We start from the raw sequence: 13345 nt of genomic DNA on the forward strand, positions 1-13345 counted from the left end.
AAGGCAGAAGCCCTTTGTGCTCGCTGAACGCGCGGTCTCAGAAGACCCTCGTTCAATGCGCGCATTAAAAGGACTTACGCCTTGCCCGGCTGGAAGAAAAAACAGGAGGGAAGGACCAACCAGCTAACTCTGCGGAATGGACTCTTCTTCGACAAACACGTCCTCACTTTTCGACTCGATCTCGATCGTGATTTCTTCCTCAACCGTGAGTTCAACCGGCGCTTCCCCGGCATCCGTCAGGGATGAAGCCTCTTCACTCAAGGCCTTAATCGCTTCTGTGGTGCTATCGATCACCGCGGCTTCGGCAGCCGTTGGCGCAGCCACCTCCATGGATTCCATCGGCAACAGCGACTGATCGGACTCGCCCAATTCCGTGAATTCCCGCAGAGGCGGCAATTGGGTCAAGTCGTTCAAACCAAAATGCTCAAGGAAGAACTTGGTCGTGCCGTACATAATCGGACGCCCCGGCACTTCCTTCCGGCCCACGATGCGCACGAGCTTCCGCTCCAACAATGTCCGCACGACCCCGGAGGTTTCGACGCCGCGAATCTCTTCGATCTCCGACCGAACGATCGGCTGTTTGTAGGCAATGATCGCAAGGGATTCCAATGCGGATCGGGACAGCTTGGCCGCCGACTTCGTTTTATCCAGGCGCTTAATCCAAGTGGCATATTCCTGCTTGGTCACCAGCCGGAACCCGCCGGCGATTTCGACCAGCCTGACTCCGCGCCCCTCCTGCTCCAATTCCTCTCCCAGGCCGCGCAGCGCTTGCGCAACATCCGACTTCGTCACGTCGCCCATGATCGCCACCAGACGCTGCACGGACAAGGGCTCAGGGGAGACGAACAACAGGGACTCGACAATGCCGCGCAGTTCGCGCTCGGCAATCGCCTGCACGGCGCCATCATTCGCCGGCGCAGCCTCTGTGGCGGTCTCTACGGAGGGGGATTCAGTCGATTCAGCTTCAGCCGAAACGTCCGGTGCAGCCGAGGCCTCACGTCCTTCAGATCCCTCAGAAACCACTTCGCCGGCCGATAGGTCGCATGCCGTCGCGTCGATGGATTCCACCGATTCAGCAGCCTCACTCTCGACCTCAACCGAGGTCAGATTCAATTCGTCGGTGATCGGAGTCATGTCCCCCTCCATTCGGCGTCTAAGTCATCGAGCTCAGCCGGATCCGGCACGAGCGAGAACGTTCGTGAAACCAAAATTGGCCCGAAGGTCTCGCTTTGAAACACGTGTGCGACCCGCAACCGGATCAGTTCCAGCAAAGCCAAGAATGTCACAATAATCACCAGCCGGTGGCAGGAGCCGTCAAAGAGCGCGGCAAACGATACCGAGTCCTTGCCTTCCAGTGTTTCCAAAATCACGTTCATCCGCTCTCGCACCGTCAGATTGTCCGGCACAATTTCAATCAGCGTCTTTCCCGGATTCCGCTCGACGATCGCCTTCAGCGCATCGACCAGATCGAAGAGCGACACGTTCTCCATCGACATCTCATCAGACTCGACTTCAACGACGAGGGGCTCCGGTTCGCGACTAAAAATCTCCCGCCACATTTTCTCCTGGCCGTCGAGCTGCCGGGCCGCTTCCTTGTAGGTCTTGTACTCCAGCAGCCGCCTGACCAGTTCTTCGCGCGGGTCCGGCCCGTCTTCTTCGTCCTCCGCCGCCTCGTCCGCCGGCAGCAGCATCTTGGACTTGATCTGCAGCAGAGTGGCGGCCATGACCAGAAACTCCCCCGCCACGTTCAGATTCAAATCCTTCATCGCCTCGACATACTCGAGATATTGCTGGGCGATCAGGTTGATCGGAATATCGTAAATATTGATTTCGCTCTTCTTGATGAGATGCAGAAGGAGATCCAGCGGCCCTTCGAAATTCTCGATACGGACCTGATACGGCAGCTCGGTTTGTTCAAACCCGCTGGTCTGTTGGTTGGGCTGATCCACGGGGGCGTTATAGCAAGTTATAGGGGGGCGGGGCAAGCCTGAAACTATATGTTGGGGGTCCGAGACTTCATGGGGTTATTTCAATTTGACGGCGTAGGCGACGAGGAAGGCTGCCACCAGCAGAATGCCCAGCGTAATGGCATATTGCTGGAAGTCGGATTGCCCCCCCTTCCCCGCCCCTTCCTGCGCGATTCCCTTTGTCCCGTTGGTCAACGGCTTCTGATCGAAGCGGACCTTGGCCAGATCGTCGCCCCGCTTAAAATCGGCATTGGAGAAATCCGCTGCTTGGAGAAATTGAGCACCGGCAAACCGCGCTTCACCGGAAAAAACCACGAAGGCAAAGAACGCCTCCCGACTGAATATGGCATCGGAGAAATTCGCCAGCTTCTTGAAGTGCGCGCCGGAAAATCCCGTCCCCAACCCGAATCGCGCCCGCTCAAAATTCACCGGGGCTTCACAAACCACTTCAAGAAACTCCGCCATCCCATCAAACAGACTTCCCTGGCAATCCACCGGCCCCCGAAAGACGGAACGATGGAACCGGGTATGGGGACCGAACTTGGCCTCGGCGCAGCTAAGCCCCTGGGCAAAGTGCCCTTGAACAAAATAGGCCTCCCGCTCAAATAGAGCGCCATCTATGGCCAGGCTCTTCTGAAAGACCGACCGCGACAGATCCACGCCATCCGTAAACCTGGTGCCATGAAAATCGACCGTCCCCTCGAACTCCAGCGTCCCCTTCGCCGATCGATGCCGGAGGGCTCCGTCAACGACTGAATCACGAATGATCAGATTCCCCGCCACGATCCGCGGCTCTTCGTCGTTCAGCGCGCTGAGCGCGGCCTGTTGCTCGGGTGTGAGTCCTTTGGGGATTTGCGATTTTCGAACCGGCAGCTGATCGAAGATCAGATCGCCCTGCAGCACCACACCGACCAGATCCACCGCCTGTCTCTGCGTGAGCGCCTGCATCACACTCGCTGCAGAAACAACCTGCGCTTCACGCTCAGCTTTCGTACAATCCGGGCTCAAATGCTTCATGAGCGGGCCGGGTTTCCCACCGGGGGAGGATTCAACCGTACAGGCCGCTTCAACGGCGCCGGTCCGGTAAATCCCGCACAGCAGCAGGGACAAACACACCAGCCCGATCCAACGAAGTGTTTCAATAGAGATCATGGTCGCCGTTATACGAGATGCCCGAGGCCAAGGCAAGGCGGAGTGCACAGACAGTCGACACGGTTGCGCTAACAGAGTGTTGACAAACTCTATGACGACCCCGGCGAGGGTGGCTCGACTGAGATCTTGAACCGAATCTGTATGGCCCGCAGGCTTTTCAGAAAGGCCGTCCAGCAAGGCCGCAGCAAGCGAAGAGGCGAAATCGTACTCTCTGCCGTACGTTGAGCCTCTGAGCGCCGCGAGAACGCCGCTGGCGAACTTTGTCAACAGTCTGCTAGTGGAGGCCGGTCAGGATGGCCTGATACTCGTCTTCCGTCAAACGATGCATCCCCAAGCTCAGCCGCCGGGTGAGTTCCGCCTGATCCGCAATCTGTAGGACCGACTGCAATAGACCATGGCTCTCCTGCGGGGTCGAGGTCCACTGCTTCCTCAGCTCGACGCGCACGAACCCGAACCGCGCCTCAGTCTTAAAATCCTCACGCAGGAACTCATCCATCTGCTGCAGGGGGAGGACGGCGGAGACAATCTTGATATCGGCGCAAATCCCCGCCTTCAGCACATAGACCAGCGCATGGGAATCGGGGGTCAGGAACGTGGTCAGATTGTCGCGAATCAAAGCCGAGCAACAGCCCCACAACCCGTGGGTCAATTGGAGCGAGGCGCTTTCAGGTGAGCTGCGCTCGCGGAGGGTACCGGCCACAAATAAAAAATGACTCATGGATGTTCGGGATCAGAAACCAGGAAGGAATGAGACGGTCGCCACGCTCACCTGTGCCGATCCTTCTCGATCTCCGGGAGGACCGGCACATGCAACAGGAATAGTCCGTCAGTTATTACGATAATCGTCGGTGTCGTCCAACAGGTCTTCGGACTTCTCGAGGAAGTCAGCGGCTTCGTCGTCATCGGTGAGCGCCAGATCTCCTTGCAGCTCTTCTTCGATGTCGCCTTCCGCTTCGGCTTCGGCCTCGACCTCTAATTCCTCGTCGACCAGCTCTTCATCTACATCGATCTCTTTCGGCATCGATACCGGAGCCGGCCTGGCCGCCACTGAAAGCCTCGGGGCTTCCTCAACCGGAGGCACCACGGACTTCACCGGAGCCACGGACTTAGGGGCTGAGGGAGCCGCAGGCTTCTTCGCGGCGACGGCTTTCCTGGGTGCCGCCTTGGCAGCGACCTTCTTTTTCGGAGCCGGCTTGGCGGCCTTCTTCGCACTCGCCTTTTTCGCAGGCTTCTTGGCCACTACCTTCTTCGCCGATTTCTTCGCCGACTTTTTCGCGACCGCTTTCTTCGCAGGCTTCTTGGCGGCCACTTTCTTGGACGGCTTGGCGGCCTTCTTCTTGCCCGACGACTTCTTGACGGCCTTCTTTGCCACGACCTTCTTCTTAGACTTCGCCATCAGATTTCCTCCTGATTCAAGTGCACAACGCATGGCGGATCGCATTGCGGCCTCCATCTAGCATGAACCCATAGCCTCTTGCAACCGGTAGAATGATCGACCGAAACCTGCGCAGTTTTGGCTAGGGATCGCCCCACTCCCTGGAGCACTCAACAGGACAAGCCCCCCCATCACCCGGCTGGATCCTCAACCCCGAATGCTCCCAGGACTAGCCCCGGAGGGACGGCCTCGTGGTAAACTGCACTTGCAACCCGTTACTGTTTCATGAATCGTTCGCCGCAATTCCGGCTCCAATTATGCACAACAGCCTAAAGAGGACTTCTCAGCCCATGACACGCTCTCTGACCATCGCCCTCGTGAGCCTCTTCATCACCAGTCTGGCCTGGCCGACGACAGCAATGCCCATTGCGACGCAAATCATGATCGAAGACGGATCCCCCTACTTTGCCCCGTCCAAAGCCATCGCCACCAGCGGGAGCCCGATCCTCTGGAACAACCCGACGCCGACCGATCATACCGTCACGCATAACGGCTGCGTTGAAGACGGCACCCCCTGCCTCTTTGACTCGGGCATTATTCCTCCCGGAGAGCAATTCAGAGTGACCGGCCTCCCCCCCGGCCGCTATCCCTATCACTGCCGCATCCACCCCATCATGCGTGGCGTCCTGACCGTGACGGATGCCGCCACCATGCCGTCTCAGCTTTAAACTCGTCGTTCGCAATTCATCAATCGTCTCTCGCAAACGGTGCTTCTATCGAGAGGCGCTTCGCCAACGACGCGTCACGCGGGACTCTTGCGAGTTCACTGTCCGCTCAGGTAGGCTGCGCCTTCCCACGGGGTAGGAACACAGGTCATGAAGCCCGTTGCCGCAGTCCAAGAACCGCTCCAGTTGACCGGCGAGACGCTGTCTCTCCTCGCCTGGCACATTCCTGATCTTGTCGCCTATCAACATCGCGAAGACGAATACTGGCTCGCGCCGCTCGACGATAATTTTCCGCTGATCCGGCTCAACCTGACCGGCATCGAGATGCTGAAATCGATGAACGGCCACATCACCGTCGGCGCGCTGCTTGAAAAATACGGTACCAAAATCTGCGGACCCGACGGCCAGCCCGGCCAATGGCATCTGGAACGCTGGGCCACCCCGAACTACTCCCTCTGCTACTTCGGGACCGAACCGCCGGGCGGTCATCGACACCAAGCCAAGTGGGACATTCTGCTTCAACAAATCCGCGAAGGCTGGTCCGGACACGAAGGGTTCGAAGGCGAAGAACACCTGGAAGATTTCCACCACCATGAATTGACCGAGAGCGCCGAGGACGACGGCCATTTCGACCTGATCGAAACCACCGTCTCCCATCTCTTTCGAGAACCGAATGAGGCGTTGAACGGTCTGACTTATGGCCGGCTCCTCATGCGGCAGCTCCGTCAGCTCGGCTGGTTTAATCCCAAACCTAAAGTCATTGTAGAAGTCGGCGGAGGGCTCGGCTACGTGGCGCGAGAACTCGCCAAAGAGCTGCTGCCGTTCGAGCGGCAAAGTATCCGCTACATCTCCCTCGACATCACCAGCCCGTTTTTGAAATTGCAGACCAAGCGGGCCAAAGAGGGCGGCTGGGGAGGCCTGGGAACCAGGGCCAATGCCGAAGCCCTCCCCTTCACGGACCACTCCGTCGATCTGGTCATCGACAACGAAAACATGGCCGACATGACGCCGGTCAAACTGACGCGCAATGAACTGCTTACAAACAAAGGCGAGACCGAGCAGCATCAAGAAGCGCTCGATTGGATCAGACGCATCCGGCTCCCGATCGAAGCCAATCCGCCGGACGATGTCATTTTTAACCTGGGGCCGATCCGCTTTGTCGCAGAGCTCTGGCGCGTACTGAAACCGGGAGGCCATGCCTTCCTGACCGAATTCGGCGTCGAAGAAGGCTGGCCGGCCTCAGTGAAACTGCCGGGGCATACCGAATATGAAGTGCAATACAGCCACCTGCGGCAGGCCGTGCGCTGGCTGGGATTCCAGGAGCGCTACCTCTCACTCCCCCAGTTCCTCGCCATGAAGCCGGACACGAAAGTCCTCTGCACCGGCGCGGCCTATACCATTCAGCGATTCTGCCAGGCCATGAACAAGCCCTTTACTGTCCGCGCCTACACCGAGGGCGAACTGAAGCAGACCCTCAACGACATGCTCCCCAAAATCCACGGCGCCCACTATCACGACGTGGTCGATCCCGCCTGGTTCGGCCTCATCGACTTCAAAGTACTGTTACTGGAAAAGCCCGGTGGCGCACCCAAAGCCCAGTTCACCGAGAACAAAGGCTATCGGTGGTATTCGCAGAAGTAGAAGGGTTAAGGGTCGCCTGATCAGTCCCCTGTGCTCGCCAACCGCGCACACAAGAATTATCAAATTCCTATATCAAGGGCGGTGCTCGGTCAATGCCCGCAGTAAGGAACCAACCAGGTGCCCCTCAGTAGAGTGGGAGGGAGAAAACAGCCTCGTTGAACACGCGTGATGAAAGGCAATCAGGCCACATCACCACCGCCTTCTCGTCTCAAGCAGCGCTCCTTACGCTGCGAATTCAACCCGAACAGTACGTCCCAGACGCGCTTCGAGCGTAATGAGCATTTCGAGACTGAACTTATCCCACTTGCCGCGCACAAGATCAGACACCCGGGATTGGGCGATTCCTAAGCGCTTGGCCGCTTCGGCCTGGGTGAGTTTCTGCTTCTCAATATAGAGACGAAGGCGCTCATCAGGCTGGAGCGCATTTGAAGGACCGCAGCCTCAGCCGGATGGAAACCGAGGTCCACAAAGACATTGCCGCTCGACTTCGTCGCTTTCTTCTTCATGACCGAACAGTCCAACAATCAGCAGCAGCACTTAATCCTGATTTGGCTTGCACACGAAACGCTGTTTATTGAGAGAGGCCCACTTCTTGGGCTGAAATAGAAACGAGAACGCCTACGCGGTAAGCCCGAGATGTTGCTCAATGCTACGAACCCGTTGTTCTAAACGTTCGACGCGTTCTTGAATCTGGCCGTAAGAGAGCTGAATGAGCGATCGGGTTTCCTTAAACTGTTCATCCAGATACGCTCGATCATCGGCATGGCGCCGATCAAGATGCAACTGAAACCCTTCGGCTACTAGCTGAAGCTCGTGCCTGACCCCTTCGGTCAAAACACCAGTATGTCGCTTGGCATCAGCAATGTCGGCGCGAAGTGCTTCAGCAGCCGCACCGACGATCTGTTGAATTTGCGCAAGCGATTCCTGGTCCACTTCCAATCCCCTGAAAGAATTTTGCAAAGTTTAGGACGCAAGACTGGCGAAGTCAACGCCTCCACATTCCTACAAATATAACCATTTTTCAGCCTCATCGACTTCAAGGTGCTGTTATTGGAAAAGCCCGGTGGCGCACCCAAAGCCCAGTTCACCGAGAACAAAGGCTCTCGGTGGTATTCGCAGAAGTAGAGAGTCTCGCGTTAGATCAGCCCGGCAATAGCCGCACGAAATGCCCGGAGGTCAGCGAGCCTCGTGGTGATAACCTCGTACACCTGACCGTAGTCGATCTTCCAATACACATGCACTAGCAGATTTCTGAAGCGCGCCATCTGTTGCAAGCGGCTCGAAAGATCGGCAGGGATCAATCCGGCACGCTCAAGCGTACTGAAGCACCCGGCATACTCCTCGGGAACCTGATGCAATCGTTTCGCGGACACGTGAAAGCAGAGGGCTAATGCCGCTTCGATGGCGATCAGCAAACGATAGCAGGCCACATCGAGACCGTCTTGATTGGCTAGGAATTGGTCGCGGGACAGGCGGCGAAATTCTTCGAGGCGGCTCAAGGACGAATCAATTTCCCCACAACGCGCCCGGATAAGATCCGGATTGAGGCTCATGCTGCGAAGGCGTCCTTCGTGCCTTGATAGAGCAAGGGAGCGAGATCTAGATAGCGCCTGGCGATATCTTCCAGCTTTGAGGTCAGGAGATCTTCATCCCGACAGACTAGCAACCGCCCACGCAGGACGTGATAGACAAACGACAGCGGCGCCTCGTTCAACACACGAACATCCACCGGCAATCCCGCCATAGCCGTGAGCCGAGCAGATAGCACTGAAGCAACTGCCGCGCCTCTTTCGGCATCGGACTCACAAAGATACAGCCCAACATCGACATCATGCACGGTGTCAGAGTCGAGCAGCGATCCATGGAGATAAGCGAATGCAACCGCCGACTCTTTCTCCAGCTCAGCCGTGAGACGGCAGGCCAGCGCTTCGCGGGCTTCCGGTTGAATTGTATAGCGTGTTCGCTTCATTCAAAAAACCGCACTGAGGTGTACTGACGAGATTCGATGTGCATCTTACACCGCCATCAGAGGGAGAACAAGAAACCCGCTCTCCCCTTGCACCAAACGGAGCCCATAAAGCCCAATCGCCGAGACCAAGTGCTATCGGTGGTATTTGCAGAAGTAGCGGGATTGAGGGTTCCTGAGTGGTTCCCTGCGCTCGCCGATCAGGCAACCTCTCAGTAGAGAGGCGGGGAGGAAAAGGTCTTCGTTGGACGCGACCACAGCAGACACTTTGCGCAAGAGAATGAGAAAGAGTCTTTCGAACTGAGCACTCACTCGATGTACCGAGAGGAATCCCTCAGTTCTACAGAATAGAACGTCACCGATTAGTTCTCTTCTATGGGTCACGCCCCTCCACCGTCACCGCCACCAGCGTTAACACCATCATCGCCAATAGAACCTCGACCTTCTCGGACAGACTGATTTGAATGGAGCCTTGCACCCCGAGGTCCTCCTCTTTCTGTAGGGTCTGTGGGGTCGCTTGAACTATGATCCTCTGATATTCGACGATCATACGATCGAACCAGAAAGAACACGAGTCCCCCGAGGAGGATAAGCAGAATAAGAACCGCTGCCGTTTGAGTAATCATCGCGTTTGGTAGCCCCTGAATAGATTAATCAACACCCCCTCCCGCAATCCCAAATCACTCACCAGCACCGCCGTCATACCTAATGTCTCCATCACAGTCCTGATGATGATGGCGCCGGCGGCGATGACTTCTTCGCGGTTCTTTTCCAGGCCTGGGAGGCCGATACGGTCGGCTTTCTTGCGGCTCAGCAAGATCTGTTCAAGCTCCTGAACGGTGGCGAGGGTTAGGCGATAGTTGTGGATACGGATAGGCTCGTATGTAGGAAGTTTCTGAGCCATGGCGGCAAGGGCCGTCACCGTTCCGGCGGTCCCGACGAATGTCGCCGCTTCATAGCCCGCCATCTCCGTAACGGCTGCCTGCGTCTCCCGAGCAATCCATTCCCGCGCCTGTCCAACCTCCTCACTCGTTGGAGGATCGTGATGGAGCAATCGTTCGCAGAGGCGCACGACGCCGATATCGATGGAGCGGACAACCGGCTGCTGGCCTGGCCGGTCCAGAATGAATTCCGTGCTGCCACCGCCGATATCGAGGGCCAGCATATCGGTCACACCAGCAGGTAGACCGGAACGAATCCCCAGAAGTGTGCGCCGCGCTTCTTCGTCGCCGGTGATCACTTCGACATCGAACCCGGCTTCGCGCTTCACCCGATCCAGAAATTCTGCACGATTGGCAGCATCGCGGACGGCGCTCGTGGCAACGGCCGTACAGCCATCGACTCGATAGGTCTCAATGACGGCCTTCCACTCACACAAACAGTGGATCACCCGATCCATCGCCGCCTGGCTCAGGCGCTTATTCTGATCGACGCCTTCGCCCAGGCGAAGAATACGCCGCTCAGATCGCAGCTCTTTGAGAAGCATGTTCGGGGAAAGATCGGCGATGAGGAGCCGACAGGTAAGGGTGCCGATATCGATACCGGCAAGCCGGCGCGGGCGAACGGAGAGGGCGCTCATTGCTCTTCCCGGATCTCGTCCATCTCGGCTTCGAGTTTCTTCCGGGCGTCTTTCAACTCCTGAATCTCGCGGACCACACGACCGATTTCTTCGTCGTATGTCACCCGTTCGGCCGTCTCGCCCCGCTCTTTCATTTCAACGGCCCGCTCGCCGATGTCTTTGTAGAGATCGGACAATTGCTGATCGATTTTCCGGATCTCCAACCGCATCCGGAGTAATTCAGTCTCTTCCAGCGCGCGACCGGCGACATGCGCCGTACCCAGTCGCAGTGTGGCCAGGCCAGACCGGAAATCGTCTTTCAACCGCTGCAACAGTCCCATGCCTCTCCTTAACTGATCGACCCCAACTCCAGCTTCTGCTCCCACTTCCTCAGCATCGCTTCTTTCAATCCCTGATGCCCCGGCGCGCTCAACTGTGGATCCTGTTTGAGCAATGAGAAGGCTTCCAGCCTGGCCTGCTGTAACAAATCGCCGTCTCGTACGATGTTGGCCACGCGAAACTCCGGCATGCCCCACTGGCGAAACCCGAAGAATTCCCCCGGTCCCCTGATGCGCAAATCTTCTTCCGCAATTACGAAACCGTCATTCGATTGCACCAGAGCATCCAGCCGCTCCCGCGCGTTCGATACCGGCTCATCCCCGCCGAGCGGATGCAACCCCAGCGTCGGACGATTCCGCCCCAACCCGGCCGCCATCAGCAGGCAATAGGACTGTTCCGCTCCCCGCCCGACCCGCCCGCGCAGTTGATGCAGTTGCGCCAGGCCGAACCGCTCGGCATGTTCGATCATCATAATCGTCGCGTTCGGTACATCCACCCCGACTTCTATCACGGTGGTGGCAACAAGCAGGTGCAGTTTCCCGGCCTTGAAGTCGGCCATCACCGTTTCTTTCTCAGCCGATTTCATGCGCCCATGCAACAGCCCGACCTTGAACTCAGCGAACTCGCCGTTCTGCAACAACTCGGCTCCTTGGATGGCCGCCTGCAAATCAGTCTTCTCTGACTCCTCAACCAACGGATAGACCACATAGGCCTGCCGCTTGTTCCGCAATTCATCTTTGAGAATCTGATAGGCCCGCCGTCGCTGAGCCTCGCCGAAGAGGAACGTTCGCACCGGCCGGCGGCCGGGCGGCAACATGTTGATGACGGAGACATCCAAATCGCCATACACCGTCATCGCCAGCGTGCGCGGAATCGGCGTCGCCGTGAGCACGAGCACATCCGGCTTATACCCTTTATCGATCAGATTCTTTCGCTGCATCACACCGAACTTGTGCTGCTCATCCACGACCGCCAGCCCGAGGTTCTTGAAGGCCACGCCCTTTTGAATCAAGGCATGGGTCCCGATCGCCACCTGCACCTCCCCGGATGCCAACTGCACCGCTTGTGCTTTCTTCACCGCCGCCTTATCGCTCCCGCGCAGCAACACCACGCTCAACCCCAGCGCCTCCAACGTACCTTTGAGATTGCGATAGTGCTGCTCGGCCAGAATTTCCGTCGGGGCCATGAGCGCGGCCTGATATCCGGATCCGCAGGCCATGACGATGGCATGGAGCCCCACCACGGTCTTCCCCGACCCGACATCGCCCTGCACCAGGCGGTTCATCGGTTTGGACGAGATCATATCCCGATAGATCTCGCGAATGACCTGATCCTGCGCGGCCGTCAAGCGGAACGGCAACAAGCGGCTCAACTTATCGACGATCGGCGCCCGCGGATTGAACTTCAACCCCTTCGGCTGCTCCTGCACTGACCGTTGCCTGGTGGCCAAGGCCATCTGCAATAGAAACAATTCTTCGAACGCGAGACGGCGATGTGCTGGCGTCTTGCCCTGCTCCAACAGTCGGGCATCTGCCTCCGTTTTAGGGAAGTGCACATCTTGAATGGCCTCTTGAATCGGAATCAGACGTTGGCGGGCCCGCAGAGTCACCGGCAGATGATCGCGCAACTCTCTGGCATATTCATCCAGCAATCCCTTCACCAGCACACGCGATTGCCGGGAGGTCCAGCCCTTCGTCTCATGGTAAATCGGCACAATGCGGCCTACATGCAGCGCCGACTCCGCCGCCTCGCCCACCACTTCATACTGCGCCACGTCCATGCGCGGGACCATCCATCCCTGTTTTCCAGAGATGATGCGACCGCTCATCATGACGACTTTCCCGACCGCCAGGACGTCTTCAAGATAGGCCTGATTGAAGAACACCACCTGCATCTTCCCGGTCTCATCCTCGACACCGACCTCCAGCACAGACAAGCGCCGATTCCTCGTACGCTTCGCTTCGCATTTCGCGATGGTGCCGCAAATCGACGTGACCATACCCGGCACCAGGTTGCCGATGGGTGTCATGACGGATCGATCTTCGTAGCGCCAGGGGATCGTCCACAAGGCATCCTCCACCGTCGCCACCCCGAGCCGTTGCAGCAAGGCCATCCGCTTCGGCCCCACCCCTTTCACAAATTGGACTGGAAGATTCCAGATGTCCCCTCGCGTCGATCCCGCGGACGACGCCGCGTCGTCGATCTGGCCTTCACGGGCAGCTATCGCCTCAGGCGCCGATTCGCGAAGCCGCCCGAGAATAGCGCAGGCCGCTTGCAACCGCCGCTGTTGTTCGTCGATCGGGAGAGCCTGCTGGAAATCGATGAAGAGTTCACGGAGCGAACGCAGACGGGATTCAATAACCGGGGGAATCCATTCCTGAGCGAGAGCGGATTGCACCTGACTCGACACGAAGCTGCTGAGATTCTTCACGGCCCCGGCGTGGGCGCAGTCGTCCTTCGTCGCAAACTCAATCGGCCGCGCGAGGCGATCGAGCCACTCGTGAAACGTCGCAGGCAAGCTGGACTCGGCGGGAGGCTCCATAACTGGGCGGGATCGTAGCATACCGCCGCAAGTCACTCAATGAAGTCCTCCGGCGCTCACCGATAGCTCGCCGGCCTCGC

General features: G+C 57.9%; 13 protein-coding genes. 2 read left to right on the top strand and 11 right to left on the bottom strand.

The window, feature by feature from the left end:
* Positions 1 to 123 precede the first annotated feature (123 nt).
* From scpB to Q7U39_19095, 5 genes are all read right to left on the bottom strand, one after another.
* Positions 124 to 1134, bottom strand: a complete 1011-nt coding sequence (scpB, locus tag Q7U39_19075; protein MDO9120061.1) for an SMC-Scp complex subunit ScpB — start codon at positions 1132 to 1134, stop codon at positions 124 to 126.
* A complete protein-coding gene (locus tag Q7U39_19080; GenBank protein MDO9120062.1) occupies positions 1131 to 1949 on the bottom strand; it encodes a segregation/condensation protein A in 819 nt (272 codons plus the stop codon). The genes scpB and Q7U39_19080 overlap by 4 nt, the downstream gene beginning before the upstream one ends.
* A 75-nt stretch (positions 1950 to 2024) precedes the next feature.
* Positions 2025 to 3119 carry a pentapeptide repeat-containing protein gene (locus tag Q7U39_19085; protein MDO9120063.1) on the bottom strand — a complete coding sequence of 365 codons (1095 nt, stop codon included), beginning with the start codon at positions 3117 to 3119 and terminating at the stop codon, positions 2025 to 2027.
* A gap of 274 nt (positions 3120 to 3393) precedes the next feature.
* The gene (locus Q7U39_19090; protein ID MDO9120064.1) at positions 3394 to 3837 is read right to left on the bottom strand and encodes a hypothetical protein; all 444 of its coding nucleotides are present in this window, start codon (positions 3835 to 3837) and stop codon (positions 3394 to 3396) included.
* Positions 3838 to 3945: 108 nt separating this feature from the next.
* On the bottom strand, positions 3946 to 4515 hold the full coding sequence (locus tag Q7U39_19095; protein MDO9120065.1) for a hypothetical protein: 570 nt from the start codon (positions 4513 to 4515) through the stop codon (positions 3946 to 3948).
* A gap of 329 nt (positions 4516 to 4844) precedes the next feature.
* Between Q7U39_19095 and Q7U39_19100 the strand changes: the two genes are divergently transcribed.
* Both Q7U39_19100 and Q7U39_19105 read left to right on the top strand, forming a co-directional pair.
* Complete coding sequence (locus Q7U39_19100) at positions 4845 to 5222, top strand: hypothetical protein (protein ID MDO9120066.1); 378 nt, start codon at positions 4845 to 4847, stop codon at positions 5220 to 5222.
* 147 nt (positions 5223 to 5369) lie between these two features.
* Entirely contained in the window at positions 5370 to 6860 is a 1491-nt protein-coding gene (locus Q7U39_19105; protein ID MDO9120067.1) for a class I SAM-dependent methyltransferase, read from the top strand.
* Positions 6861 to 7478: 618 nt separating this feature from the next.
* Here the strand turns inward: Q7U39_19105 and Q7U39_19110 are convergent.
* The 6 genes from Q7U39_19110 to recG all read right to left on the bottom strand — a co-directional run bounded on the left by Q7U39_19110 (position 7479) and on the right by recG (position 13286).
* Positions 7479 to 7793 (bottom strand): hypothetical protein, encoded by a 315-nt coding sequence (locus Q7U39_19110; GenBank protein MDO9120068.1) that lies wholly within the window; start codon positions 7791 to 7793, stop codon positions 7479 to 7481.
* Between the two features lie 203 nt (positions 7794 to 7996).
* Positions 7997 to 8413, bottom strand: a complete 417-nt coding sequence (locus tag Q7U39_19115; GenBank protein ID MDO9120069.1) for a DUF86 domain-containing protein — start codon at positions 8411 to 8413, stop codon at positions 7997 to 7999.
* Complete coding sequence (locus Q7U39_19120; GenBank protein ID MDO9120070.1) at positions 8410 to 8829, bottom strand: nucleotidyltransferase domain-containing protein; 420 nt, start codon at positions 8827 to 8829, stop codon at positions 8410 to 8412. Before Q7U39_19120 ends, Q7U39_19115 begins: the two co-directional genes overlap by 4 nt.
* Positions 8830 to 9448: 619 nt before the next feature.
* Positions 9449 to 10405, bottom strand: coding sequence for a Ppx/GppA phosphatase family protein (locus Q7U39_19125; protein MDO9120071.1), 957 nt, complete (start codon positions 10403 to 10405; stop codon positions 9449 to 9451).
* Positions 10402 to 10725, bottom strand: coding sequence for a hypothetical protein (locus tag Q7U39_19130; GenBank protein MDO9120072.1), 324 nt, complete (start codon positions 10723 to 10725; stop codon positions 10402 to 10404). The genes Q7U39_19125 and Q7U39_19130 overlap by 4 nt, the downstream gene beginning before the upstream one ends.
* An 8-nt stretch (positions 10726 to 10733) precedes the next feature.
* A complete protein-coding gene (recG, locus tag Q7U39_19135) occupies positions 10734 to 13286 on the bottom strand; it encodes an ATP-dependent DNA helicase RecG (GenBank protein ID MDO9120073.1) in 2553 nt (850 codons plus the stop codon).
* Between the last annotated feature and the right edge of the window lie 59 nt (positions 13287 to 13345).

It is taken from the genome of Nitrospira sp., from assembly GCA_030653545.1.
In the GTDB taxonomy this organism is placed as follows: Bacteria; Nitrospirota; Nitrospiria; order Nitrospirales; family Nitrospiraceae; genus Nitrospira_D.